Raw genomic sequence first — 25,860 nt, 5'->3', positions numbered from 1 at the left:
CGCGGCTGGATGAGCGGGCTCTCAGGGCGTCCCCGGAGGCGAGTCAGCGCAGGTGGGCCGCCGTCCAGCAGTCCATCGCGCCGGGCCTGCCGCAACTCACGAGAGCGGCGAGGGCCTTGCTCAGGCCGGCCGTTCTGGCGTTGCGCGGGTCGTTGGACTCCTCGCGGGGATCGGTGACGGTGTTGTAGTACTCGGGCGTCGGATCCCCCTTGTACTCGACGTAGAGGTCCCCGGCGGTCCGCACGGCGTTGTAGGTGGGCGGACGGGAGTTGCCCTTCTTGAGGGCGTCCGCGTCGGGGTCGGGCTGGCCGGGCGCGTGCGGGGTCGGCTTGACGTGCTCGATCAGTGCCGCGTCGCGCCAGCCGGTGACCTTCTGGCCCTGGATGAGGGGGAGCAGGCTGCGGCCGTCGCGGCTGTCACGCGTCGCCTTGTCGACGCCGGCCATGTCGAGGAAGGTCGCGAACAGGTCCACGTTCTGGGCGATGGCGCTGGTCGCGAAGTCGCCGCGCGGCCCGGCGGTCGGACGCCTGACCAGGAGCGGCACCCGTACGTCGTGGTCGTAGGCGGTGGCCTTGCCGCGCACCAGGCGGTGCTGGCCGAGGTGGAAGCCGTTGTCGCTGGTGAAGACGATGTACGTGTTCTGCTTCTCCTGCTCGGTCAGCGCGGACAGGACGCGCTGCACCATGTCGTCGATCGACTGCACCATGCGGATCCGGTCGCGGAAGTCCTCGCGGAGCTGGTTGACGATCTTCGGGTCGAGTGGCGCCCGCCGTACCCAGGAGGGCTTGTCGGCGGTGTCCTCGTTGAACGTGGGCAGGGAGGCCACGTCGATGCTGTTGCAGTCGGGACCCCCGCAGTCGCCGTGGGGGAACTCCCCGCCGGGGAAGCGGTCCTTCGGCCGGTCGCGCTCCGCGGGCGGGAAGCGCGGCTCCGTGTCGCCGGGCTTGACGTTGACCCGGTTGTGCGGCGAGAAGGGGGAGACCTGGAGGAAGAACGGCTCGCCCGGGGCGTACTTGCGGGAGCGCTCGATGAAGCCGACCGCCCGCTGCCCCAGCTCGTCCACCAGGTACTTGCCCCCCGAGGGGTCGGTCGTCCGCCGGCGGCCCGATTCCTCCTTGATGTAGTGGGTGAGCCGGTACTTGAATTCGTTGTAGCCGCCGGCCGCGCTCACATGCCACTCGTCCCAGCCCGGCGGCACCTGGTAGCCGCGGCCGGCGGGATACTCGTTGATGTACTTGCCGAGGTAGCCCGTACGGTATCCGGCCTGGTGCAGGGAGACGGCGTACGTCCTGCCCTCATGCTTCTGGAACGCCGGGTAACCGCCGTGATCGTAGCCCTGGTTGGTGCGCACGCCGGTGTTGTGCGGGAACTCGCCGGTGAACATGGTCGCCCGTGACGGGCAGCAGAGCGAGTCGGCCACGTAGTAGTCGCTGAACGTGGTGCCGTCGTGGGCGAGGCTCTTGACGGTGTCCATGTACTGGAGCAGCTCGGCCGACATGTCGTCGACGAGGAAGAAGATGATGTTCGGCCGCTTGGGCGCGGACACGGTGCCGGCGGACGCCGGGGACGCCATGGCCAAGGCAAGGACGATGGCGACCACCACCGCCCAGCTTTTCCTGATATTTCGGGACATCGCCATGACAAGCCTCTTTGGCACATATAGGAGGGGTTGGGGGGGCGCCGATGCACAGTAATTCATGACAAACCGCCCAAACAACTCAATGTCGCCCAAAGAGGCATATTTCGCCGCATGTGAGGAACGGTGCCATCGTGGATCGCGGGCCCGCAGTGACGAATGTGACCTCGCCGTCCCCGCGAGCGGTCCCGCGGTCACCGGGCGCTCGGGCCGCCCGCGTCACCCCAGACGAAGGAGAGAGCACTCATGCCTGATCAACCAAGGCTCATGCGGACGGGCCGGGCGATGGCGATCGCCACTGTCGTCTCGAGGGCCACCGGCTTTGCCCGCACATTGGCGCTGGTCGCCGCGCTCGGGCTGGGCAGCCGGTTGCTGGACGCCTACACCGCGGCGAATGTCACCCCCAACACCGTCTATGAGCTCGTCTTCGGCGGCGCGCTCGCGAGCGTGCTCGTTCCGCTGCTGGTTCGTACGGCCGCTGACGGAGACGTCGACGACGAACTGTTCGCCCAGCGGCTGCTGTCCTTGGTGGTCTACGGTCTTGGGGCCGTAGTGATCGTGACGATCATCGCCGCGCCGTTCATCGTGGACCTCTACGTTCCCGGCTTCAGCCCCGACCAACGGCATCTGGCAGTCGTCTTCACCCGGTACTTCATGCCCCAGATCCTGTTCTACGCAGTGAGCGCGACCCTGGCCGCGATCCTCAACGCACGCAGCCGCTTCATCTCGCCCATGTGGGCGCCGGTGGCCAACAACCTTGTCGTCATCGCCACCGCGTCGGTCTTCCTGCTGATCGGCGGCACCGGAGAGTTGGAGACGCTGACTCACGTTCAGACGCTGCTGCTGTCGATCGGCACCAGCGCCGGGGTCGCCGCCCAGATGATCGTGCTCGCAGTGGTCAGCCGGCGGACCGGATTCCGGCTTCGGCTGCGCGCCGACCCGCGAGGCATCGGAGTCCGTCGCATCGTCACCCTGGCCGGATGGACCGTCGCATCCGTCGCCGCCGCCCAGGCCGGGTTCATCGTGATCACCCGGCTCGCCTCGCAGGCCGGGCCCGGCGCCGTCAGCGTCTACTCCAACGCCTACACCCTGTTCCAACTGCCCTACGCTGTCATCGCGGTCACCGTCATCACCGCGGTCCTGCCCAGGATGAGCCGGGCAGCGGCCGATCGTGACCTCGCCCAGGTCACCGCCGATCTATCCCAGAGCCTGCGGCTCACCGGCGTGGCCCTGGTCCCCATCGCCGCAGCCCTCATCGTGCTCGGCCCGCAGTTGACCACCGTGCTGTTCGCTCACGGCAACGCCTCGCCCGCCGCCGCCCATCTCACCGGCTCGGTGCTCGCCGCCTACGGCCTCGCCCTCGTCCCCTTCGCCGGCTACCAGATCATGTTGCGGGTCTTCTACGCCCTCGGAGACACCCGCACCCCAGCGCTACTGAGCGTCGGCGTCTCCGCCGTCACCATCGCCACCTGCCTGGCCGCCGCACAGCTCGCGCCCGGACCGAACCTGATCGTCGCCCTTGCGGCTTGCTCCGCCATCGCCTACACCGCAGGGCTACTCCTCACGGCTCAGCTGCTGCGCCGCCGGATCGGCAGAGTCGACGGACACCGCCTGCTCAACACCCACACCCGGATACTCGCCGCAGCGATCGTCGCGGGCCTCGCCGCGTCCATCATCAACCACGTCCTTGGCACCGCTGTCGGGACGGACTGGGCCGGCTCGCTCATCACCGTCTGCACCGCAGCCGTGATCGGAGTCGGCCTCTACGCCCTGGCCGCGCGAGTCCTCCGCATATCCGAGTTCAGCAGGATCTGGCGTGGAACCCCGGGCGTTTACGCCCGGGAGGAAACGACAGCGCGGGAGGGCCCCAGGCCCGAGCGGTGCCGTGACGGCTGGCTTCGCGTGAGCGGCTCAGCCTGGTCGCTTCTGATTCTCGATGTACTCCTTGATGATCGACAGGGGTGCGCCTCCGCAGGAGGCGGCGAAGTAGCTGGGCGACCAGAAGTGGCCGCCCCAGAGATAGCGGCGGACATGAGCGCTGTACTCCTTGCGCAGCAGCCGGGCCGAGACGCCTTTGAGAGAGTTGACCAAGGTGGAGAGCGCGACCTTGGGCGGGTAGTGAACCAGCAAGTGGACATGGTCGTGCTCGCCGTTGAACTCGACCAGTTCGGCGCCGAAGCTGTCGCATACCTCGATCATGATTTCTTCACAGCGGCGCAGAAGTTCGTCGGTGAACACTCCACGCCGATATTTGGGTGTGAAGACCAAATGGGCATGCAGGGTGTAGACGACGGTGCGCCCACGCCGGATATCGGGATGGGGTTCCCATCGCGGTGACATAGGCCAAATGTTAGTGTGTTCGATATGAAGCTGGTGGTGCAGGTGCGACTCCTGCCGACGCCCGAGCAGGCGGCGGCGCTGGAGGCGACCCTGCGCGCGGTCAACGCAGCAGCCTGCCAGGTCTCCACGCTGGCCTACGATCAGCGGGTCTTCCGCAACTACGACCTGCGCAAGCACGCCTACACGAGCATCAAAGACCACTACGGGCTGGCCGCCCAGGCCGCTCAGCACGTCATCAAAAAGGTCGCCGACGCCTACGCCGTCCTGCACGCCAACCTGCGGGCCGGGAACCTGGGCAAGCCGGGCTCAGCGCGACGCCTCAAAGCCGAATCCAAGCCGATCGTCTTCCGTTCCGAGGCCGCTCAGCCCTTCGATGACCGATGTTTGTCCTGGCAGATCGACGCGCGGACGGTGTCGATCTGGACGGTTGCCGGGAGGCTGAAAGACCTGACGTTCACTGCCTCCGCCGAGCAGCTCAAAACCCTGTCGGCCTACCGGAAGGGCGAGTCCGACCTGGTCTGCCGGGACGGCATGTGGTTCCTGATCGCGACCTGCGACCTTCCCGACCGGCCGGTGAGTCTGCCAGACGGCTTCCTGGGCGTGGACCTGGGCATCGCCAACATCGCCACCACCAGCACCGGCACCCGGCATTGCGGCAAGGCACTGAACGCAGTCCGCCACCGGCGGCGCGAGCTGCGACGCCGGTTGCAGGCCAAAGGCACCAAATCGGCCAAGCGGCTGCTGAAAAAGCGGCGCCGGGCCGAGGCGCGCTTCGCCGCCAACACCAATCATGTCATCGCCAAGCAGATCGTGACCGAGGCAGAACGCACCGGACAAGGGATCGCCCTGGAAGACCTCCAAGGCATCCGCGACCGGGTACGGCTTCGCAAGCCCCAGCGGGTCACGCTGCATGCGTGGAGCTTCCACCAACTCGGGAGCTTCATCTCCTACAAGGCGGCCCGGGCCGGGGTCGCCATCATCCACGTCGACCCGTCCTACACCAGCCAGCAGTGCTCGGCCTGCGGGCACGTGGACAAGAACAACCGGCCCGACCAGGAAACCTTCTCATGTACGTCGTGCGGCTTCGCTGAGCACGCCGACGTCAACGCAGCCCGCAACATCGCCTCACGCGGTGTGGCGGGCTGGGCAGTGAGTCACGCTGCCTGACGTGGACTTCGCCGTCGAAGCCATCGACGGCGAGGAGCTGCAAGCTCGGTCGTTCACGGCCGAGAAGCTGACAGCCCTCATCACCGCTCTGCGGATCGACACGTGACCATCACGACCACCAGCCCCAAGCCACACAGGTCCTCACATGGCGAGGTATTCAGACAGTCCCAAGCTCCGACGATGCCGTGAGCTGTCTACCCGGCGGAGCCGATCGAGGCACACAGACCGTTCATCGCCCGCCGTCGAGCCGAACGCCGATGACGCGAACCGCACTTGGGGATGCCCGCGTGCCCCTGGGAGGGTGTGTCCAGTCAGTGGTGTATCTCGATCTTTTCTGATTAGCGGGTGGTCGGGGTCAGGCGGCCTTCGAAGGTGATGGCGAAGGCGTTCAGCGCGGCTTTCCAGCGGGTGATCCAGCGTTTGCGGCCCTTGCCGGTCGGGTCCAGGCTCATGATCGCCATGTAGACGCACTTGAGCGCGGCCTGCTCATTCGGGAAGTGCCCGCGCGCCTTGACCGCCCGCCGGATCCGCGCATTCACGGACTCGATGGCGTTGGTCGAGCAGATGACCCGGCGGATCTCGGTGTCGAAGTTGAGGAAGGGCACGAACTCGGCCCAGGCGTCCTCCCACAACTTCACGATCGCCGGATACTTCCCGCCCCACGCCTCGGCGAACTCCAAGAAGCGCTCGAGCGCGGCGGCCTCGGTCGGCGCGGTGTAGACCGGCTTGAGCGCCTTGGCGATGGCGTCCCAATGCTGGCGAGCGGCGTAGCGGAAGCTCGCACGCAACAAGTGGACGACACACGTTTGGACGACGGCCTGGGGCCAGACACTCTCGATGGCCTGCGGCAGCCCCTTCAAGCCGTCGCAGACCACCATCAGCGCATCACCGACGCCACGGTTCTTGATCTCGGTCAGCACGTGCAGCCAGAACTTGGCGCCCTCGCCGCCGTCGCCGGCCCACAACCCGAGGATGTCCCGCTCGCCATCGATGGTGACCGCCATGGCCACGTAGATGGGGCGGTTAGCGACCTGACCCTCGCGCAGCTTCACGTGGATGGCGTCGATGAAAATCACCGGGTAGACAGGGTCGAGCGGCCGATTCTGCCATTCGGCCATCCCCTCCAAGACCTTGTCGGTGATGGTGGAGATGGTCTGCTTGGACACCTGCGCGCCGTAGACCTCGGCCAGATGGGCGGAGATCTCTCCGGTGGTCAGTCCCTTGGCGGCCAGCGAGATGATCATCTCATCGACGCCGGACAGGCGGCGCTGCCGCTTGCGCACGATCTTCGGCTCGAAGCTGCCGTCCCGATCGCGTGGGACGGTGATCTCGACCGGCCCGACATCGGTGATGACCGTTTTAGAGCGGGCGCCGTTGCGGCTGTTGCCTGTCTCGCTTGCACCACGCTGGTGCTTGTCGTAGCCGAGATGGTCGGTGATCTCACCTTCCAGCGCGGACTCCAGCACCAGCTTGGTCAGCCGGCCGAGCAGCCCGTTCTCGCCCACCAGTTCCACGCCCTCGGCGCGGGCCTGGTCGACCAGCCGGGCCACCAGCTCCCGGTCCGACTCCTTGGCCTTGATGTCCTTGGGCTGCTTGCGGGCCACGCCGGCGTCCTCCAGGTCGATCTCCGTCGATGCCTGGATCACAGTACTCATCAGGTGCGTTCTCCTTGATCAGGAGTTACACCAGTGACCGTACAGACCCGACGCGGACGCCTACGTGGCTATGTAGGTGGATCCGAGAGCCAGATGTCGGTCAGTTTGAGAGCCACTTGGTGATCAACTGGGCCTGGAGTGTCGGTGAAAATGAGAGCCATGCTCCGGCGGGCGGGGCATGGCTCTGGTGACGCTGAGTGAGTTGGGTCAGCTGGCTTGTTCGGCTCTGGCTCGGGTTTGGGCGAGACGGTAGGAGTCCGTGCCGGTCTCGATGATGTTGCCGGCGAAGGTGAGGCGGTCGACGATCGCGGAGCAGAGGCGCGGGTCGGTGAAGCGGGGCGCGCTGACCGCGCCTTGTGTGAAGAGCCAGGTTAGAGAAGGTTCGTTGGATTTTCCGCGATTGCTGCCGGAACCCCGAAGGCAGAAGCGGCATACCAAAGGAGTTGAATAACCGCACTGAGTTTTCGGGTGCGTCGGCAGGAGGCCGAGATGAACCGGGATGAGATATGGCTGGCGATCGATCACGAGCGGTCCACTCTCGCGGACCTTCTTGACGACCTCTCCGACCAGGAATGGGAGGTCGCATCCCTGTGCTCGGGCTGGCGGGTGCGCGACGTCGCCGCCCACCTGACCCTTGCCCATATGGGTGTCGGGCAGGCGGCGCGTGAGCTGCTGAAGGTCCGCGGAGATATCAACCGCATGCTTCACGACACCGCCGTACGGCAAGCCGAGTTGCCCGTGCACCAGATCAGTGCCCTGTTGCGGGGCATGGTGGGCTCCCGCAGGAAGGCGCCCGGCGGGCAGCCGCTCCTGGACATCCTCGTCCACGGGCAGGACATTGCCATCCCTCTCGGACGAGATCGCCCAATGCCGGTGCGGGCCGCGGCTTTCTCCGCAACCCGGATCTGGACCATGAGATGGCCCTTCACCATGGGATGGTCCTTTCATGCCCGTCAGGAGTTGAACGGACTCGAGTTCGCGGCCACCGACTATGCCTGGTCCGTGGGACAAGGACAGAGAGTTGAGGGTTCCATCGCGGCGATCCTCCTGTTGCTGAATGGACGAAGTGCCGCCCTGACACGCCTGTCGGGCCCCGGCATGACCGAACTGCGTGCTCGCCTGCCACTGGCCACCCAGGTCTAGTGCCGAATCAGGCAACGTTCGCCCTGTCCCGTCCCTCCGGGGGCATGAAAGGACGGCTCCTCTCGGGTCGACGAACCGGTTGCCGGCGAGTGGCTATGTAGGTGGACCTTGGTGATCAACTGGGCCTGGAGTGTCGGTGAAAATGAGAGCCATGCTCCGGCGGGCGGGGCATAGCTCTGGTGACGCTGAGTGAGCTGGGTCAGCTGGCTCGTTCGGCTCTGGCTCGGGTTTGGGCGAGACGGTAGGAGTCCGTGCCGGTCTCGATGATGTTGCCGGCGAAGGTGAGGCGGTCGACGATCGCGGCGCAGAGGCGCGGGTCGGTGAAGGTGCGGGTCCAGCCTGAGAACGACTCGTTGGAGGCGATGGCGACGCTGTTCTTCTCCTCGCGTTCGGTGAGGACCTGGAAGAGGAGTTCAGCGCCGTGCCGGTCGAGCTCCATGTAGCCGAGTTCGTCGATGCAGAGCAGGTCAACGCGTCCGTAGCGGGCAACGGTCTTGGCCAAGATCTTGTCGTCGGCGGCCTCGACCAGTTCGTTCACGAGTTTCGTGGCGAGGGTGTAGCGGACCCGGTAGCCCTTCATCGCGGCTTCGGTGCCGAGGGCGATGAGCAGGTGGGACTTGCCGGTGCCGGAGTCGCCGATGAGGCAGAGCGGCTGGCCTTTCTTGACCCACTCGCAAGTGGCGAGGGTGTGAATGGTGGCGGGGTCGATGTTGGGGTTGGCATCGAAGTCGAAGGCGCGCAGGGACTTGTCGCGGGGGAACTGGGCGGCCTTGATGCGCCGTTCGGAGCGGCGGCGGGCGCGGTCATCGCACTCGGCCATCAGCAGTTCGGCCAGGAAGCCCAGGTAGGACATCTGGTCGCGGGCAGCACTTTCAGCCAACTCGGGGAACTGGGCGCGGATGCTGGGCAGGCGCAGCATCCGGCAGGCCTGGTCGATGGACGCCTGGGCGGCTTGCTCGGTCATGCCGCGGTGGGGCGGGGGCATGGTGGTCCTCCTGGCAGGACGCTCGCCGGTCGGCTGAGCGCGTTTGAGCAGCTGGTCATAGACCGCCACTGAGGGCAGCGGTCTGGTATCGCGGGGAAGCTGGGCCAGGCGCCGTTCGGTCAAGAACGTCACCGTCGCGCCGGCGTCGTCGGCGGGCGCGGGAGGCGGTGGCTGCTGGTCTTCCTCGGCTGCCTTGCGGGCCTCCAGGGCGACCGCGTCCGCGGTATGAGCACCGGCCCGCAACGCCGCCGCCAGACCGGTGACCAGATGCTCTATCGAGATGTGCCGGGCCAGCAGCAGTACCTCGATCAGCGCGCGTGTCCCGTCGCGGTCCCCGTGGGCCTTGCAGGCCGCCGCCCACCACGCGTCGTGGACAGGGGTGAACTTGCCCGCCGCGCGGGCCTGCTCCAGCGCGGTCGCGCCAGGCAGCGCGCCCGGTTTGCGGACCAGAACCTCCAGATAGTGGTCGAGCTCCAGGCGGCGACCGCCCTTGGCGAACAACCGCTCATGCTCGGCGACGACCTGTTGCCCGTCATAGACGATCAGGTGGGAGGCATGCAGCATCACCCGGAGCTGGCGGCCGATGAACCGCGCCGGAACCGAGTACCGGTTCGTCCGGACGGTGACCTGGCTGTAGCGATCAACCCGGACCGGCAAGAGCAGCCCAGTCTCGAACGGTTCGTCCGGAACCGGCCGCAGCTTGGGCTGCTCGATCGCGAAATACTCCCCGACCGTCCTGGCTCGTGCGCCGATCCGCCGGCCTTCATCCTGGGCGTCCCAGAGGTCGATCAACTCGTTCAGCTCGTCCAGCGAGGCAACCTCGGGAACCGGCACCAGATGGTTGCGCCGAAACCAACCGATGTCGCCCTCGACGCCGCCCTTCTCGTGGGCGCCCTTGATACCCGGCTGGCAGTAGAACGCCTCGATCCCGTAGTGCGAGCGGAACGCCGTCCAGCGTGCGGACTCGGTGCGCGCTCGGGAGAAGCCCAGCACCTTGGAGACCGCGGCCTTGAGGTTGTCGTAGCGGACCTTGCCTGTCGGAACTCCGCCCAGCACCGTGAAAGCGTGAACGTGTCCCTCGAAGAACGCCTCCTGGCCACCGGTGGCGAGCACCCGATGGACCGCCTTGCCCGAGTACGACAACCGGAACGAGAACAGAAAGCACCTGACCTGCTCGCCCGCGATCCGGACGGTCACATCTCCGAAGTCGACCTCTGCTTCCACTCCCGGCAGATGCGACTGCGGGACGAACGCCTCCGGCGGATCGCGGCCCGCCTCCATCCGGATCTCGCCCCGCCGCTTGGCGAAATAGGCGCGGACCATCTGATACGACACCTCGGCCGCCTGGTGCTCATCCACCAGACGCGTGAAGATCCGTTTGGCTGTGTGCCGCTGCTTACGCGGAGCGTCCAGATCCGCCCGCAGCATGTCGTCGATCAGCTGTTTGAACGCATCCAGCCGACTCGCCCGCGGAGCCATCTGTTTCCTCGGTTCCGGCCATGGCTGTCGCAAGGCCGCAGCCACCGTGTTCCGGCTCACCCGGTACTTCATCGCGATCTGGCGACCCGAGAGGCCATCCCGGGAATCCCGGCGAATCGCCGCGAAAACCTCAGCCCTGGACTTCGGGTACATCACCAGCGTCTCCTCACACGGAGTAACGCACCGATGCTCCCACCGTTAACCCTCAGGTGGCTCCCGAATTCACTAACACGACCCTGGCCCCCTCGGGCAGCACAGAGCCACTGACCGACATCTGGCTCCCTGATTCACCTACAGAGCCACCTACGGCTTCGCCAGCGGCGTCCTTAAAGGTCCGCTCAGCGAACAACACCGCTCTGGCCTGACGCGGCTGACGTCGGTATTCGAGGAGATCCTCCCGACGATCGACGACGACTATGCAACCAAGTACTACGGCCATGTGCGCGACATGGCCATATTGGCCGCCGAAATCGAGAGCCTGCGCCAGAAGTAGCTCTCTAGCCAGGACATTCGGCACTGAAGACGTAGAACGAGTAGCGCGGTCAACAACCTGGCGAACGTATGCGTGAACCGGCACTAGGTCGTGTTTCATAAGGCATTGAGCCACTGGTTGATCGCAGCGATGATGACGACGGCTTCGTAGCGTACGGCGAGCTTGTCGTAACGGGTCGCCATGCCGCGGTTGCCTTTGAGCAGGTTGATGCCGCACTCCACAGCGTGACGCAGCCGGTAGAACGCGGGGTCGAAGGCGGGCGGGCGACCTCCCTTCGATCCCTTGGCTCGCCGGTGAGCGTCCTGGTCGGCCTTGCTCGGAATGCACGCCTTGATCCCACGCCGGCGCAGATGAGTCCGGTTGGCCTTGCTGGTGTAGGCCTTGTCGGCCAGGACCCGGTCCGGGCGGGTCCTGGGACGGCCACCGCCGAGGCGGGCCACCCGGATCTTGCCGAGCACCGGTATGAACTGCGGGCTGTCGCCCCGCTGCCCGGCGGTCACCACCGCAGCCAGCAGCTTGCGGCCCTGCTCGCAAGCCAGATGGGTCTTGGTGGTCAGCCCGCCGCGCGAGCGCCCCAGGCCATGATCGGCCGGCTCGCTGTGCACCCCGCCGGGTGGTTCCTTTTGCAGGTGACCGTCCCGGCGTGCTCCGGCCGCGTGCTGGTGAGCCCGGGTGATGGTGGAGTCCACGCTCACCGTCCAATCGATCTTCCCGGCGGCGTCCGCACACGCCTGCAAGGCCGCCAGGATCCGCGCCCAGATCCCCTCCCGCTGCCAGCGCCGGAACAAGCCATACACGGTGAACCAGTGGCCGTAGCAGGCAGGAACGTCCCGCCACGGCGCCCCGGTCCGGATCCGCCACCGGATCCCGTCGATCAACTGACGCTTGCTCCACTTCGGCGGACGCCCCTTGCCCGATGCGGCAGGCAGATGCGGCTCCAGCGCCGCCCACTGCGCATCAGTGAGGTCGTGCCGCCTCGTCACCACTACGCTGGTCACGAGGTCTCCGGTATTTCGTTCTTCTTGGTCGTTGAACCACCTACCGGAGACCTCTTCGTTCAACGATCACCGACACGCCTCACACACGTGATCTTTCGAAACACGGCCTAGTGGCATCGACCTCACCCTCACCTTCCTGCGCCAGAAACGAGGCCGGACCCGACGACTCGCCAGAGTCGCCCCGACGAACCTGGGAATGCCAGGCGTGCGCACATCCGGAACGCAGACGTGATGGGTGATCAATACGGCACCGCGCTGAACTCGCGGAGCCGGGCGACCGCTTTAGCCCCTGATCACCAGGCTGCACGCGGCGAGCCGCCCTCACCTGGACGCTCGTCGACTGTGATCGGCACCGAGGTGACCGCGCCGTCGGCGAGGGCAACCCGGTAGGCGCGCCACTTATGCACATACAGGAGGTGTTCGCCGGTCCCGTCGACGCTGAAGCGCAGGCTCAGCGAGGCGTCGGGCGGTAGCTCCGGCCGGGCCAGGACCTGCGTCGGCCCGCCCGCCAGGGGGACACGTTCGACGGTGTGCCCAGATGCGTAGATCAGCGCGCTGCCGTCAGGGGTGTGGGCCAACGACTCGAACGGCATGGCGCCCGTGGCGTTCTTGATGATCCGGGACGCGGCACCTTCCGGATCGGTGCCCAGCCGGGCGAGGTCGAGCAAGGCGATGGCCCGGCCACCCAGCACATAGGCGAGCGAGCGGCCGTCCGGGGCCCAGGACAGTCCGCGCACCATCGAGTGTGTCAACGTCTTCCAGTCCCGGCGTCGGCCGGTGGTGACGTCGAGCACGGAGATCTTGGCGCCGCCTCCGATGAGCGGCGTGGAGTAGGCCAGCCGGGTGCCGTCTGCGCTGAGGGCGAGGTCGTAGACGAGCGTCAGGTCGTCGGGGTCGGTCTGCGTGACGACCACCGGCTTCCCGGGCTGCCCGTCCTCGCCGAGGCGTACCAGGAAGAAGCGAATGTCTGGATTCTTCGGCTCGGTCCAGCCGGCGATGGCGAACGTGCGGTTGTCCCGGGCAGCGGCCACGAGGTGCCAGGAACTTTCGACGCCGGGCGGCAGCGGGATGTTCGCGATGAACGACCCGGTCTCGGCGTTGTGCACGGCGGGCGGCACCGGGGTGAAGACAGCGGTCTTGGACTTGCCGGGGAAGTGGGCGAGCGGAGCGCGAGCGGAGAGGAAGAACCGCGGCGAGCCCGTCGCAGCCAGGGGTGTTCCGGTCGCCATGGGCTCGGCCAAGGAGGTCGCCAGTGGGAACGGGTGCCGTACCGGCCCTGAGGACACCACGGGCGAGGGCTGCGGCGAGACCGCCGTGAGCGACGGAAGTGGCGGGGACGCCGGGGGCTGAGCCGCGCTGACGAGCGACACCCGGTCGGCGGCCGGATCCGCGCATCCGGCGGCCAGGACGGCCAAGGCTAAGCCCGCCAGCGCGGCAGACGAACGGGACGACATGCAGCGATCGTCGTATGGAACGGCCTTCTTGACCAGCACGGGACATGATCAGTTGAGAAACTGTGAGGAATCGCAGCGCTATGCGGACGGAGGCGGCCAGGACCGCTGCCGCCAGCCGATCAGGCAACGGTTGCACGTCACCCGCGCCCTCGCTCTCGAAACGAGAGATCTCACGGCAGCCGACTTGCACAGTGCAGAGAAACTTCGAAATGCGAAAGGTCGCCCTCGGCGTCTGCGGCGTCAGCCTCGGCATGCCTGACTTCCGTCGCGACGCCGGACGAATCAGCACCGAGTACGAGGACCACCATTGACAGAGCTTCGCCGACACACCTGCCGTTCCAGCCAGCGTTCGGGAGCCTTCACGACGCGAGCCAAGTGCCAGAAGGAATGCTCGCTGCCCTTGCTCCACGAACCCGTCATCCAAGGACTCTACGATCTTGGGCGTGACACCTTCGGTTTCGCGTCCCCCAGAAGCGGTACTTGCAGCATTCGGCATCCGCGCTGATCCAGTGGTATTACCAGGCGGCAAAGGCGGCACCGAACACCAGGGGCATGAGCGCGGCCGTCAAGCCCAAGCCCGACCCCGGCCGACCGGGCAGGTTCCTGTGCAACGGCGCGGCCGCGAAATCCGGGCTCAACAAGGCGATTCTCGACAAGGGCTGGTACGGCCTGGAAGTCGCTCTGCGCGCCAAGGCGCGCTACACCGGCAGCGTCATCCATAAGATCGACCCCGCGTACACGTCCCAGACGTGCCCGGAACCTGCGTGCGGGAAGGTGGACGAGAAGAGCCGCAAGAGCCAAGCGATCTTCTCCTGCACTTCTTGCGGGCACACCGGGCACGCCGACATCGTCGGGGCCAGGAACATCAAGAGCAAAGGACAGGCGGCCGGGCTGGTCGTCTCAGGGCGTGGAGACCCACCCGGGTCCGCGAAACGTCAAGCACCCCGTTCCACAGCACGGGCCGCGCAAGCGGCACGAGCTGCCGCATAGCGGCACGGGAATCCCCGTCCCTTCAGGGCGAGGAGCAGGTCAAGGAAGGTGGAGTTGCCCTGACGTCAGTGTCAGGGTTCTACGATCCGCTCCGTCCCTCGGAACGAGCAGAAGGAACAGACGATGAAGTTCGGCGTCAGCTACAGCACGCCCTATCAAGGGGTCGATCCGGACAAGATCGTGGCCTTCGCCCGGAACGCGGAGGAGTGCGGCTTCGAATCGCTCTACCTGCCCGAGCACATCGTGCTGTACCCCGGCGCCGCGGTGGGGCCGTACGAGCTGCCGCCCACGCTGCCCTACCTCGATCCGCTCGACTGCCTGAGCTTCGTCGCCGCGGCCACGGAACGGATCCTGCTCGGCACCGGCGTGCTGCTGCTGCCGTACCACCATCCGGTGATCCTCGCCAAGCGTCTGGCCACCGTCGACGTGCTGTCCAAGGGCAGGATGCGGCTGCTGACCACGGGACTGGGCGCGCTCCCGGGTGAGGCCCGGGCGGTGGGGGTGGAGTACGCCACCCGCGGCCGCCGCGCCGACGAGGCGATCGACGTGCTGCGCCTGCTGTGGGCCGGCGGCGAGGACGGCGTCAGCTTCGCCGGCGAGTTCTTCTCCTTCGAGAACCTGGTCAGCTTCCCCAAGCCCCACCAGGCCGTCCAGCTGCCCGTGCACATCGGGGGGTCGAGCCGGGCGGCCGCGCGCCGGGCGGGGCGGCGCGGCGACGGCTACTTCCCCGGCGGGGCGCTGGACGCGCGGGAGCGGGCCGTCCAGTGGGAGCTCGCGCGCTCCAGCGCCGCCGAGGTCGGCCGTGACCCGGACGCGCTGGAGTACACCCGCATGGGCTCGATCGACATGCCCGTCGAACGGGTCGAGGAGCTCGCCGCCCAAGGGGTCACCCGCATCGTCGTCAGCACCGCCGCCACCGAACCGGAAGAGCAGCGCGAGGAACTGACCGCGTTCGCCAAGAGGTTCGGCCTCCCCCAGTAGTACGTCCACATTGGAGATCTCATGGCGCAAGCACCATCCGACGCGGAACTGGCGCGTTCGCTGGAGGGCGGGTTCGTCAGCAGGCATGCCGACGTCAACGGAGTCCGCCTGCGCTACGTGATCGGCGGCCGAGGCGAGCCGCTGGTCCTGCTGGGCGGGTGGCCGCAGACCTGGTGGGAGTTCCACAAGATCATGCCGCCGCTGGCCGAGCGCCATCGCGTGATCGCCGTCGACCTGCGGGGGATGGGCGGCTCGGACAAGCCCGCCTCCGGCTATGACAAGAAGACCATGGCGGGCGACATCCACGCGCTGACGCGTCATCTCGGTCACGACGCGGTCGACATCGCCGGGCACGACATCGGCGGGATGGTCGCCTACGCCTTCGCGGCCAACCACCCGGAGAGCACGCGGCGGATCGCGCTGCTGGACATCGCGCACCCCGATGACCGTTTCTACGACTACTCCCTGCTGCCGCGGCCCGGGCGCCAGCAGATCGACGGCGACATCCACGCGGGTCCCGGGCGTTTCCTGTGGTGGTTCGCGTTCAACCAGGTCCCCGGCCTGCCCGAACGCCTGCTCGCCGGCCGGTCACGCCTGCTGGTCGACTGGATGTGCGACTACCTGATCGAAGATCCCACCGCCATCGGCGACCGCGACCGGAACATCTACGCCCACGCCTACTCCACCCCGGACGCGGTCCGGGCCGGCAACGCCTGGTACCGGGCCTTCGGGCAGGACATCGCCGACGAGAAGACGTACGGCCCGGTGACGGCGCCGATCCTGGCCCTGGGCGGCGGCGAGGGCGGCTATCGGCTGCTGCGGCACGTGCTCGCGGACAAGGGGACCGACGTCGAGGTGGTCGAGGTGCCGGGCAGCGGCCACTACATCCCCGAAGAACAACCGGAAACGGTCGTCAAGCATCTGACGCGGTTCTTTGCCTGACTTGCCCAAGGTTGACCTGGAGTGCGCTCCAGCGGGCAGGGTGTTCTCATGCACAAAGCCATGAGAACGCGCACCATCGGAAACCGCCAGGTCGGAGTCATCGGGCTCGGTGCCATGCCCATGTCGGTGGCCGGGCACATGCCCGACGAGGACCAGTCGATCCGTACGATTCTCGCGGCCCTGGACGCCGGCATCACCCTGATCGACACAGCCGACGCCTACACCCCCTCGCACGACGACATCGGCCACAACGAGCGCCTGGTGGCCCGGGCCCTGTCGCTGTGGGGCGGAGACGCCGACACCGTGCTCGTCGCGACCAAGGGCGGACACACCCGCACGTCCGGCGGCGGCTGGTCCGTCAACGGCCGCCCGTCGCACCTCAAGGAGGCCTGCGACCGCTCACTGAAGGCCCTCGGCGTGGACAGCATCGGCCTCTACCAGCACCACCGGCCCGACCCGGCGGTGCCGTACGAGGAGACCATGGGCGCGCTCAAGGAGCTGCACGACGCCGGCAAGATCCAGATGGCCGGCATCTCGAACGCCGACCCGGCGCAGATCCGGCTCGCCCACAGCATCCTCGGCAGCGCCCTGGTGAGCGTCCAGAACGAGTACTCGCCGCGCTTCCGCTCCAGCGAGCCCGAGATCGACGTCTGCGCCGAGCTCGGCCTCGCCTTCCTGCCCTGGTCTCCTCTGGGAGGCATCGGCCGCACCGGAGAGCTGAGCGGGCAGAACGCCGCCTTCGCCGAGATCGCCGCGGCGCGCGGCGTCTCCCCCCAGCAGGTCTGCCTCGCCTGGGAGCTGGCCCGCAGCCCCGTGGTGATCCCCATCCCCGGCGCCAGCCGCCCGGAGACCATCATCGACTCGGCCGCGGCCGCCGACCTGGAACTCAGCGAGGAGGAGCTGGCCCGCCTCAGCTGACGCGGTGCCCGGTGAGCGGCCCGCCACCGTACCGCCGCCGTACCGCCACTGGCCCGCGACCGGGCCGCCGCCGGGCTCATGCGTACTGCTTGAGCGCCACCACGTCCTCGGCCACCTCCACCGGCGGCTCGGTGGGCGGCTGGAGGAACCAGCGGGCCGCGGTCCGGCCGTGCCGCTGGTTGCGCTCGACGTAGTCGCGCAGCTGGCGCTCGTACGCGGCGAAGGCGGTGGTGTGGTCAGGCGCCTCGGCCAGCTCGCCCGCCAGCACGTACGCGCCGATCAACGCCTGGGAGGTGCCGCGCCCGGAGGTGGGGGCGGCGCAGTGGGCGGCGTCGCCCACGAGCGCGACCCGGCCGGTCGACCAGGAGTCCATCACCACCTGGCCGGAGGAGTCGAAGAAGAACTCCTCGGCCTCGCGCATCGCCTCCAGCAGCCGGGGCACCTCCCAGCCCGCGCCGGCGAAGTGCTTGGCCACCAGCTCCTCCTGCTGCCGGCGGTCGCGCCGGTCGTAGTCCAGGTGGTCGGCCCCGAACGACAGGCCGACGCGTAGCTCGGCGTTGTCGCGGGCGGCGAAGGCCAGCGCGTTGCGGCCCGCCGTGTTGTACATCAGGCCCGCGCGGTCGAGGCCGAGGATGTTGGGCGTGGTGCACAGCGCGCCGTAGATGCCCAGGTGGCGGACGTACTGGGACTCGGGCCCGAAGGCGAGCCGGCGCACGGTCGAGTGCAGCCCGTCGGCGCCGATCACCAGGTCGAACGTACGGGGCCGGCTGCGCTCGAAGGTCACGTGGACGCCGGAGCCGTCCTGGTCGAGGGCGGTGATCGTGTCGTCGAACAGGTACTCCGTGGTGTCCCGGGTGGCCTCGTACAGGATGGCCGTCACGTCGGACTTGAGCACCTCCAGGTCGCCGGAGATGGCGGTGGCGGGCAGCGTGGCTATGGTGGCGCCGGCGTCGTCGACCAGCGTCATCGCGGTCATCCCCGTCTCGTGCCCGCGCATCTCCTCCAGCAGGCCCATCCACTCCAGCACCTGCAGCGCGGAGCCGCGGAAGTCGATGGCGGCGCCGCCGCCGCGCACGACCGGCGCCCGCTCCACGATCGTCGGCCGGTGGCCGTGGCGGTGCAGCCAGTAAGCCAGAGCGGGGCCGGCGACGCTGCCGCCGGAGATCAGGATCCGCATGGGAGGTCCTCCTCGGTAGGTGAGGACGCCACCGTACGACGGATTGGCGCAAATGCGCAAGACGCATGTCTCATGCGTACGTGCTAGGCTTGCCTGCCATGGGAAACCGTGAGGACCTGCTGGCCGGGGCGCGGCGCTGCCTGGTGGAGAAGGGGTGGGCGCGCACCACCGTCCGCGACATCTCGGCGGCGGCCGGGGTCAGCATGGCCGCGATCGGCTATCACTTCGGCTCGCGCGAGGCGCTGCTCAACGCGGCGCTGGTAGAGGCGATGCGCGAGTGGAGCGAACAGGTCGGCACGGCGATGGCGGCCGCTGACCATGCTGCGGACGACGCCGAGGTCCCGCCTGCCGAACGTTTCCAGGCGCTCTGGGAGCAGCTGATCGCGTCGATCGGCGAGCACCGCACGCTCTGGCTGGCCAACCTGGAAGCCCTGGTGCAGGCCGAGCACTCGCCGGAGCTGCGTGACCAGCTCGTGGCCGGGCAGCGCGAGGGCCGCCGCGGCATGGCCGCCCACCTGGCAAACGGGGACGAGGCCGGCCTGGCCGAGCGCGAGGTGCGCACGGTCGGCTCGGTGCACCTGGCCCTGCTGCTCGGGGTGATGGTGCAGTGGCTCAACGATCCGGACCAGGCTCCGACGGCAGCGGAGGTCCTGGCGGGCCTGCGCACGTTGGGCGCCCGCTTCGAAGACCCCATCGCCTGATCCCGGTACGGGGTGCGACACTGACGGCCATGAGGATTGATCAGATCCTGATTTATCCGCTCAAATCGGGAAGCAGTCACTCGGTGGCGGAGGCGGTCGTCCACCCGTGGGGCCTCGACGGGGACCGCCGGTGGGCGGTCGTCGACGAGCACGGCGACAACCTGTGGCTGGGCGAGTTCCCGCGCCTGGCCTCCGTCGCCGCGCGGCCCACGTCCGAGGGCGGCCTGCGGCTCACGGCGCGCGGGATGGCGGACGTGACCGTGCCGCCCGCCACAGGCGCGATGACGCCGGTCGGCTTCACCGGCCTGGACAGGGCGGTGCTCGCCGATGACGTGGCGCACGCGTGGTTCACGGAGCTGCTGGGGCGCCCGGCCAGGCTGGTATGGCTGGACGACCCCGGGCGCAGGTCGATCGACCCGGCGCACGGCGGGTTGCCCGGTGAGGTGGTGAGCTTCGCGTGGGACGCGCCGCTGCTGCTCGTCTCCGAGTCGTCCGCACGCGTCCTGGACGGGTGGCTGGCCGAGGAGGCGGCCACGCACGGCGAGGACGCGCCGGGGCCGCTGTCGCGGCTGCGGTTCCGTCCGAGCGTGATCGTCGAGGGTGCGGAGGCGTTCGCGGAGGACGGCTGGCGCGAGGTGCGGATCGGCTCGGTGCCCTTCCGCGTCTCGGAGCTCTGCGACCGCTGCGCGGTGACCACCATCGATCCGGAGACCCAGGTGAAGGGTAAGGAGCCGCTGCGGACCCTGGCCCGGCACCGCAAATGGGATGGCAAGACCTGGTTCGGCGCCCGCCTCGTGCCCCGCGAGCCGGGCCGGATCCGGGTGGGCGACCCGGTCAGCGTCCGGTAGAGCCCCGGCGCCGCGGCGTCACAGCAAGAGCCCCCGGCGCCGCGGCGTCACAGCCTCTCCCTGGGATGCCTGGCCCGGCGATGGGCGCGCATGATGTCCGTCATGATGAGCGCGATCACGACGCCGATGACCGCCGTGAGCAGGGGAATCCCGGCGGACACGCTCAGGACCACCAGCCCGGCCGAGATGATCAGCGCGATCGAGCCCAGCATGATGTGCACCGCCTCGGCCGGAGTCTCGCTCGCCGTCGGCGCCTGTGTGCGCGAACGCCTGCCGGGCCACCGGTGCCCGGCGCGTCCACCCGGAGACATGTCCCCCTCGCCGGCTACCCGCTCATCACGGGCTGTTGCTGCCCCTCGATGCACGACTTCAGCCGCAGCAGGTCCTCCTTGAGCCTGGTCCCCGGGTCGGCGCCCAGCAGCCGCGCGATCGCGTGGCCCGCGGCGCCCGCCACGGGGTTGTAGGTCAGCTGCACCTGCAGCCGCGTCCTGCCGCCCTGCTCGGGCGCCAGCCGTACCTCCCCGGTGTGGGCGATCAGCTGGCCGTCGGCGGACTTCCACGTGATGTGGCTACCCTCCTGCCGGCTGGTCTCGACCGCGTCGAAGCGGATCGGCCGGCCCATGGGACCGCGGATCTCCCAGTGCGACTTCGTGCCGTCAACGGACCGCCGGACCTCGCGGACGTCGGGCATGATCCTCGCGAAGATGGAGTAGTCGCTCAGCAACTCCCAGATCTGCTCAGGGGGCGCCGCGATCGTGACCGCGCGGGTGACGTCGACGGCGCGGCGGCCGGCGTTGATGCCCGTCAGCCGGCGCAGCGGCAGGTTGGTGGCGGAGCGCGCCCCGAGCATGATGGCGGCGCCGCGCAGCGGCCACGCGACGGCCCGCGGGAACCGGCCGGCGAAGATCCACAGGGCGGCGGCGCCCGTACCGGCCAGGAACCTGGCCGACGGAGCCCAGTGCTGCTGGAGCAGTTCGGGGACGGGCGACCGGACGCGCCCCGTGCCCTGGAACCGGGGCACCTCGGACGGGTCGCGGTGGACGTGCCACCTGGGTTCGACGGACCTGATCCCGGGGATGCGGCGGACCGCCCGCACCGCGCGCCGGTCCTCACCGGTGAGCACATCGCCGTTCAGCAGCGCCACTCCGTCCTCGACCTTCACCTCCACGGCGTGGGGATGGGCCAGGTAGCGGCCGATCTGCGCGCGTACGCGCTCGTACAGGATCCGATCGTCCGCCGAGCGGCCGGCCAGCCGGAAGCGGGTCCCCGCGGCCAGGCCGCGAGAGCGGTTCCGCAGATCGCGGCTCAGGCGGCCGACCCCGTAGGTCAGCTCATGTGTGGCGTGCGAGGCCTGGTCGCGTACCTTGGCCCGGCGGCTGCGGCCGCGGTCCGGATCGAACAGGTACTCCACGGCGGCGCCCACGGCGGCGCCGGCGCCGGCCACGGCCGCGATCCTGGTTTGCGGACCACGGGTGTCCCTCGGTACTTCAGAGTCGCTTCGGCGCGTGCGCATGATCTACCGCACCTCCCCTCCTCGCCTATCAGCGCGGCTACCCCAGGCCATGAGCCGCTAACAGCTCGGCCACCTGGTTTGGCGACGGTCTGCCGGGGGTACCAGCGGCGGATCCTCCCAGGTCAGAAGCCGATAGATGTCGAAATTTCGGGATAGGGGAGTCAGGAGGGAGGGGAGGCGACGACGCGACATGGCACGCACCAACGACGACGTGGCCGCCATGCTGGAGGAGTACGCCGACCTGCTGGCCATCACCGGCGGCCCGGACTTCAAGATCCGCGTCTACCAGAAGGCGGCCCGCTCCATCGGCGCCCACGTGACGGACATCGCCGGCTACGACACCACCGAGCTGCGGCAGATCCCCAACGTGGGCGAGTCGATCGCCAGGAAGGTGGCCGGATACCTGCGCTCGGGCACCGTGCCGCAGCTCGAGGAGCTGCGCGGCCGCATCCCCGCGGGGGTCCGCGCGCTGACCCGCATCCCCGCGCTGGGGCCCAAGCGGGCGATGGCGCTGCACCAGCGCCTGGGCGTGGACTCGCCGGAGAGCCTGGAGGCGGCGATCCACGCCGGCGCCCTGCACGGCCTGCCGGGGTTCGGCGAGAAGACGGAGGAGAACCTGCTGCACGGCATCGCCCTGCTGCGTGACGCCGGCGAACGGGTCCACCTGGGCGTGGCGATGCCGCTGGCCGAGGACATCGTGACGGCGCTGCGAGCGGTGGAGGGCTGCCACCGCTGCGGGTACGCGGGCTCGCTGCGCCGGATGAAGGACACCATCGGCGACATCGACATCGTGGCCACCTCGAACCGCCCGAAGGTGCTCATGTCCGCGTTCGTCGCCCTCTCGCAGGTGACAGAGGTGATCCTGCACGGCGACACCAAGACGTCCGTCAGGACCGGCCAGGGGCTGCAGGTGGACCTGCGCGTGGTGCCGCCGGACGCGTGGGGCGCGGCCATGCAGTACTTCACCGGCGCCAAGGCGCACAACATCCGCACCCGCGAGATCGCCGTGCACCGCAAGCTCAAGCTCTCCGAGTACGGCCTGTTCGACGCCGTCACCGACGAGCTGATCGTCTCCAAGACCGAGGAGGAGGTCTACCAGCGGCTCGGCCTGCCGTGGATCCCGCCGACGCTGCGCGAGGACATCGGCGAGATCGAGGCAGCCCTGGCCGGGGAGCTGCCCGACCTGGTCACCGAAGAGGACGTGCGCGGCGACCTGCACACCCACACCGAGCTCACCGACGGCCACGCCTCGCTGGAGGAGATGGTCGCCGCCGCGGCCGAGCGCGGGTACGCGTACTACGGCGTCACCGACCACGGGCCCAAGCTCTACATGCAGCAGATGACCCTGGACAAGGCACTCGCGCAACGCGAGCGCGTCCGCGAGCTGGACGGCACCAGCGGGCTCCGGCTGCTGCACGGCGTCGAGCTGAACATCGACCCGGACGGCGACGTGGACTGGCCGCCCGACGTGCTGGCCGGGTTCGACGTGTGCGTCGCCTCGGTGCACTCCCACTTCGACCTGCCCCAGGACAGGACGACGCGGCGGCTGGTCCGCGCCGCCGAGCACCCGTGCGTCAACATCATCGGCCACCCCAGTGCCCGGCTGATCGGCCGCAGGCCGCCGATCGACGCCGACTGGGACGAGGTCTTCCAGGCGTGCGCGCGCTCCGGGACCGCGCTGGAGATCAACGCCTTCCCCGACCGCCTCGACCTGGCCGCCGAGCTCATCCGGCGGGCCCGGCGGTACGGGGTGAAGTTCGCCGTCGACAGCGACTCCCACGCGGTCGGCCACCTGGCCAACCTCCGCTACGGCATCGGCACCGCGCAGCGCGGGTGGCTCACGGCGGACGACGTGATCAACACCTGGCCGCTGGACCGGCTCACCGCGTTCCTGCGCAAGAAGCAGGCGGCCGGTGTGTCACGGCCATGAATGCGTATTGTGCAATGCGCGGCCGTAGTCGATCATAACGGCACCATCGTCATTCCTTTCTGGACAGCCCATCTCACCATCTGAGATATCGGGCTGCCGGTGGGAGGGAGAGAGCGTGCGCCCCTTACGTATGATCGCGGTGCTGGCCGCGCTGGTGACGGCCGCGGCAACGCCCGGTGTCGCCGCCGCCGAGCCGCTGACCGGCCATGACCCCGGCGTCCTGGCCCGCGTGCACACGGCCGGCAGAGTCGAGGCCGGTGCGGGCTCCGTCACCTACAGCTGGCCCGGCGTCTACTTCGAAGGACGGTTCAGCGGCACCGGAGTCGGGATCGTGCTCAACGACGCCGCCGCCGACTACGACATCCAGATAGACGGCACGACCGTCACCACCTTGGTGACCCCGGGACAGACCACGCACTGGGTCAACGGCCTCGCAAAGGGCGTGCACAGCGTCCGGGTCGTCAAGCGCTCGGAGAGCCCCTGGGCGACGAGCGCGTTCGGCGGGTTCGTCGCCGCCCCGCACGGCGTGATCCTGCGCGGACCCCGTGCGCGGCACCGGCAGATCGAGTTCATCGGCGACTCCTACACCGCGGGCTACGGCAACACCTCCGCCACGCGCGACTGCACCGGCGACGACGTCAACCGGACCACGAACGCGGACATCAGCTTCGGTGCCATCACGGCGCGCCGCCTGAACGCCGACTACCAGCTCAACGCCTATTCCGGCCGGGGAATGGTGCGCAACTACAACGGCAGTGACCCCCAGGTCAACTACCGCACGTTCTACGACCGGGCGCTGCTGAGCGTCGAGGGCGACACCTGGACGAACCCGGGCACGTGGCGGCCGCAGCTCGTGGTGATCGGCCTGGGCATCAACGACTTCTCGACGGCCATCAACCCCGGCGAGCAGTGGACGCCGGAGACCCTCGTCGCCGCCTACCGCACCGCCTACCACGCCTTCCTCGACAAACTCCGGAACCGGTACGGCCGCGGCACGATCATCGTGGTGAGCGCCACGTACATGTCCAACACCACGGTGTACGCCGAGACCGCCCGGCAGATCGTCCAGGAGCGCAACAGCCGGGGCGACGACCGGGTCCGCTTCTGGTACTACCCGGAGACCGGCCTCGACTACGGGGGCTGCCACTGGCACCCCTCGGCCCACGACCACCAGATCATCGCCGACCGGCTCGGCGAATTCGTCGCCACCCTTCCGCTGCGCTGGTGACCCGTTCCCCGGGGACCGCCCGCGCGGGCGGTCCCCGGCGGACGGTCAGGTGACGGTCGTCTCGCGGCAGTCCTTCTCCTCGCCTCCCTTGTAGAGGCAGACCCGCACCGTCGGCGAGCTGACCGTGCCCGATCCGGTGGTGAAGGTGCCGCAGCGGTCGGCGTAGGCGCCGTCGTTGCCGATCACGACCACGCTGCCACCGGAGCGAGCGCGTACGTAGGCGCGGACACCCCAGCCGTCCGCCTCGTTGTCGCAGACCCGCAGCTTGGAGCTGCTGTCGGCGTACACGGCGAGGTCGGCCCAGCCCTCCTGGGACGCCGCCCCGGCCAGGACCGCCTTCGCCTTGGTGGCCGCGGTGGCGCGCGTCGTCACATTGGCCACCACCGGATAGTGGTCCGAGGCGATGGTGGCGACGGTGTGGGCGGCGCTGACGTCGAAGCCCGGGGTGGCGTAGACATAGTCGATCCGGGCGTCGTCACCGTCCCCGGGATGGGTGATGACGTCGGCGCCGATGTTGGCGTTGACCTGGGTCCAGGCGTCGTACCAGCCGGCCTGGGCGAACCAGGGCCTGATCTCGTTGTCCGGCCGCACGTTGAGGTCGCCGGTGAGCAGCATCGGCGTGGGCATCAGCGACGCGTTCGACACCTTGTCGATCGCGGCTCTGGCCTGCCTGTTGCGCCGCTCGGTTGCCTCGGCGCCGAGGCCGGGGGAGAGGTGGGTCGTGTAGATCCGCACGTCGGTGCCGTTGACATTGATCTTGACGCCGCCGAGGCTGCGCAGCACGGCCGCGCTGTCGGCCGGGTACTGCGGCAGCTGGTACGTGAGCTTCTCGATGATGTCGTACTTGGAGAGGATGAGGTTTCCCGCCACCCCGCCGAAGGCGTTGGTGTCACCCTTGGCGAAATGCGCCTTGTAGGCGGGGAACCTGTTCACCAGCAGCTGCCACTGGTTGTCGCCGCCGACGGACGAGTTGTCGTGCAACTCCTGGAGTGTGACGATGTCCGGGTTCTCGGCGGCGATGACGTCGATGATGCGGCCGAAGTCGTACCTGCCGTCCGTTCCCGTGCCGCCCTGGATGTTCCAGTCCAGGATCTTCAGGCTGGTCGCCGTGGCCGCGGCGGGCACGAAAGCGACCGTCTGCGGCCTCTCGCCGGCCGTACCCGCCGCCATGGCCAGCACCACCGCCGCGGCCGTCAACGCCGTCCTTAAGCTGAGCTTCACGAGCCCTGTCTCTCTCACAAGATCTTCACATCACAGCGGCCGCCACAGGTCAAGATCCATC

The 25,860-nt window shown here is 68.7% G+C and carries 20 protein-coding genes and 3 pseudogenes; 11 read left to right on the top strand and 12 right to left on the bottom strand.

Translation table 11 applies throughout. The features are described from left to right. Window positions 1-43: 43 nt before the first annotated feature. Window positions 44-1,639 (bottom strand): sulfatase family protein, encoded by a 1,596-nt coding sequence (locus ABD830_RS17080; RefSeq protein WP_344988163.1) that lies wholly within the window; start codon window positions 1,637-1,639, stop codon window positions 44-46. A gap of 243 nt (window positions 1,640-1,882) precedes the next feature. On the opposite strand from ABD830_RS17080, the pseudogene murJ reads away from it, so the two are divergent. After that, a pseudogene (murJ, locus tag ABD830_RS17075) lies at window positions 1,883-3,439 on the top strand (murein biosynthesis integral membrane protein MurJ); the annotation flags it as partial. A gap of 108 nt (window positions 3,440-3,547) precedes the next feature. Here the strand turns inward: murJ and tnpA are convergent. Beyond that, on the bottom strand, window positions 3,548-3,976 hold the full coding sequence (gene tnpA / locus ABD830_RS17070) for an IS200/IS605 family transposase (RefSeq protein WP_344988713.1): 429 nt from the start codon (window positions 3,974-3,976) through the stop codon (window positions 3,548-3,550). Between the two features lie 24 nt (window positions 3,977-4,000). On the opposite strand from tnpA, the gene ABD830_RS17065 reads away from it, so the two are divergent. Then, window positions 4,001-5,143: an RNA-guided endonuclease InsQ/TnpB family protein gene (locus ABD830_RS17065; protein ID WP_344988162.1), complete on the top strand. Its 1,143-nt coding sequence runs from the start codon at window positions 4,001-4,003 to the stop codon at window positions 5,141-5,143. Window positions 5,144-5,481: 338 nt separating this feature from the next. On the opposite strand, the gene ABD830_RS17060 is transcribed toward ABD830_RS17065, so the two are convergent. Together ABD830_RS17060 and ABD830_RS54265 are read right to left on the bottom strand one after the other, a co-directional pair. Then, the gene (locus ABD830_RS17060) at window positions 5,482-6,747 is read right to left on the bottom strand and encodes an IS256 family transposase (RefSeq protein WP_378521047.1); all 1,266 of its coding nucleotides are present in this window, start codon (window positions 6,745-6,747) and stop codon (window positions 5,482-5,484) included. A 258-nt stretch (window positions 6,748-7,005) separates the two neighbouring features. Continuing rightward, window positions 7,006-7,323 (bottom strand): hypothetical protein, encoded by a 318-nt coding sequence (locus ABD830_RS54265; RefSeq protein WP_378521046.1) that lies wholly within the window; start codon window positions 7,321-7,323, stop codon window positions 7,006-7,008. Between ABD830_RS54265 and ABD830_RS17050 the strand changes: the two genes are divergently transcribed. Beyond that, window positions 7,288-7,941, top strand: a complete 654-nt coding sequence (locus ABD830_RS17050; protein WP_344988160.1) for a maleylpyruvate isomerase family mycothiol-dependent enzyme — start codon at window positions 7,288-7,290, stop codon at window positions 7,939-7,941. The genes ABD830_RS54265 and ABD830_RS17050 overlap by 36 nt on opposite strands. A 199-nt stretch (window positions 7,942-8,140) precedes the next feature. Here the strand turns inward: ABD830_RS17050 and istB are convergent. The 4 genes and pseudogenes from istB to ABD830_RS17030 all read right to left on the bottom strand — a co-directional run. Next, window positions 8,141-8,854: pseudogene (gene istB, locus ABD830_RS17045) on the bottom strand (IS21-like element helper ATPase IstB); the annotation flags it as partial. Window positions 8,855-8,956: 102 nt separating this feature from the next. Beyond that, window positions 8,957-10,558: pseudogene (gene istA, locus ABD830_RS17040) on the bottom strand (IS21 family transposase); the annotation flags it as partial. Between the two features lie 435 nt (window positions 10,559-10,993). Next, window positions 10,994-11,881, bottom strand: a complete 888-nt coding sequence (locus tag ABD830_RS17035) for an IS5 family transposase (protein ID WP_378521066.1) — start codon at window positions 11,879-11,881, stop codon at window positions 10,994-10,996. A gap of 308 nt (window positions 11,882-12,189) precedes the next feature. Next, complete coding sequence (locus tag ABD830_RS17030; protein ID WP_344988158.1) at window positions 12,190-13,350, bottom strand: WD40 repeat domain-containing protein; 1,161 nt, start codon at window positions 13,348-13,350, stop codon at window positions 12,190-12,192. 480 nt (window positions 13,351-13,830) lie between these two features. Between ABD830_RS17030 and ABD830_RS17025 the strand changes: the two genes are divergently transcribed. From ABD830_RS17025 to ABD830_RS17010, 4 genes are all read left to right on the top strand, one after another. Continuing rightward, window positions 13,831-14,340, top strand: a complete 510-nt coding sequence (locus ABD830_RS17025; RefSeq protein ID WP_344988156.1) for a zinc ribbon domain-containing protein — start codon at window positions 13,831-13,833, stop codon at window positions 14,338-14,340. Between the two features lie 123 nt (window positions 14,341-14,463). Beyond that, on the top strand, window positions 14,464-15,321 hold the full coding sequence (locus ABD830_RS17020; RefSeq protein WP_344988155.1) for a TIGR03619 family F420-dependent LLM class oxidoreductase: 858 nt from the start codon (window positions 14,464-14,466) through the stop codon (window positions 15,319-15,321). A gap of 21 nt (window positions 15,322-15,342) precedes the next feature. Next, a complete protein-coding gene (locus tag ABD830_RS17015; protein ID WP_344988153.1) occupies window positions 15,343-16,263 on the top strand; it encodes an alpha/beta fold hydrolase in 921 nt (306 codons plus the stop codon). 60 nt (window positions 16,264-16,323) lie between these two features. After that, entirely contained in the window at window positions 16,324-17,181 is an 858-nt protein-coding gene (locus ABD830_RS17010) for an aldo/keto reductase (protein WP_344988151.1), read from the top strand. A 76-nt stretch (window positions 17,182-17,257) separates the two neighbouring features. Here ABD830_RS17010 and ABD830_RS17005 read toward each other — a convergent pair whose 3' ends face one another. Beyond that, entirely contained in the window at window positions 17,258-18,358 is a 1,101-nt protein-coding gene (locus tag ABD830_RS17005; RefSeq protein WP_344988149.1) for an FAD-dependent monooxygenase, read from the bottom strand. Between the two features lie 98 nt (window positions 18,359-18,456). Here ABD830_RS17005 and ABD830_RS17000 point away from each other — a divergent pair, with 98 nt between their 5' ends. Together ABD830_RS17000 and ABD830_RS16995 are read left to right on the top strand one after the other, a co-directional pair. Further along, the gene (locus ABD830_RS17000; RefSeq protein WP_344988147.1) at window positions 18,457-19,059 is read left to right on the top strand and encodes a TetR/AcrR family transcriptional regulator; all 603 of its coding nucleotides are present in this window, start codon (window positions 18,457-18,459) and stop codon (window positions 19,057-19,059) included. Between the two features lie 29 nt (window positions 19,060-19,088). Beyond that, entirely contained in the window at window positions 19,089-19,907 is an 819-nt protein-coding gene (locus tag ABD830_RS16995; protein ID WP_344988145.1) for an MOSC domain-containing protein, read from the top strand. 47 nt (window positions 19,908-19,954) lie between these two features. On the opposite strand, the gene ABD830_RS16990 is transcribed toward ABD830_RS16995, so the two are convergent. Both ABD830_RS16990 and ABD830_RS16985 read right to left on the bottom strand, forming a co-directional pair. Next, window positions 19,955-20,218, bottom strand: coding sequence for a hypothetical protein (locus ABD830_RS16990; protein WP_344988143.1), 264 nt, complete (start codon window positions 20,216-20,218; stop codon window positions 19,955-19,957). Window positions 20,219-20,232: 14 nt separating this feature from the next. Beyond that, window positions 20,233-21,351 carry an SRPBCC family protein gene (locus ABD830_RS16985; protein WP_344988141.1) on the bottom strand — a complete coding sequence of 373 codons (1,119 nt, stop codon included), beginning with the start codon at window positions 21,349-21,351 and terminating at the stop codon, window positions 20,233-20,235. 259 nt (window positions 21,352-21,610) lie between these two features. Between ABD830_RS16985 and polX the strand changes: the two genes are divergently transcribed. Next, a complete protein-coding gene (gene polX / locus ABD830_RS16980; protein ID WP_344988139.1) occupies window positions 21,611-23,350 on the top strand; it encodes a DNA polymerase/3'-5' exonuclease PolX in 1,740 nt (579 codons plus the stop codon). Window positions 23,351-23,465: 115 nt separating this feature from the next. Beyond that, window positions 23,466-24,578 carry an SGNH/GDSL hydrolase family protein gene (locus tag ABD830_RS16975; RefSeq protein ID WP_344988137.1) on the top strand — a complete coding sequence of 371 codons (1,113 nt, stop codon included), beginning with the start codon at window positions 23,466-23,468 and terminating at the stop codon, window positions 24,576-24,578. Window positions 24,579-24,623: 45 nt separating this feature from the next. On the opposite strand, the gene ABD830_RS16970 is transcribed toward ABD830_RS16975, so the two are convergent. Next, a complete protein-coding gene (locus ABD830_RS16970; RefSeq protein ID WP_344988135.1) occupies window positions 24,624-25,799 on the bottom strand; it encodes an endonuclease/exonuclease/phosphatase family protein in 1,176 nt (391 codons plus the stop codon). Window positions 25,800-25,860 lie beyond the last annotated feature (61 nt).

Source organism: Nonomuraea helvata (assembly GCF_039535785.1).
Lineage (GTDB): Bacteria > Actinomycetota > Actinomycetes > Streptosporangiales > Streptosporangiaceae > Nonomuraea > Nonomuraea helvata.
Note: the sequence above shows the minus strand (reverse complement) of the source record. Positions and strands in the feature narration are given on the sequence as shown.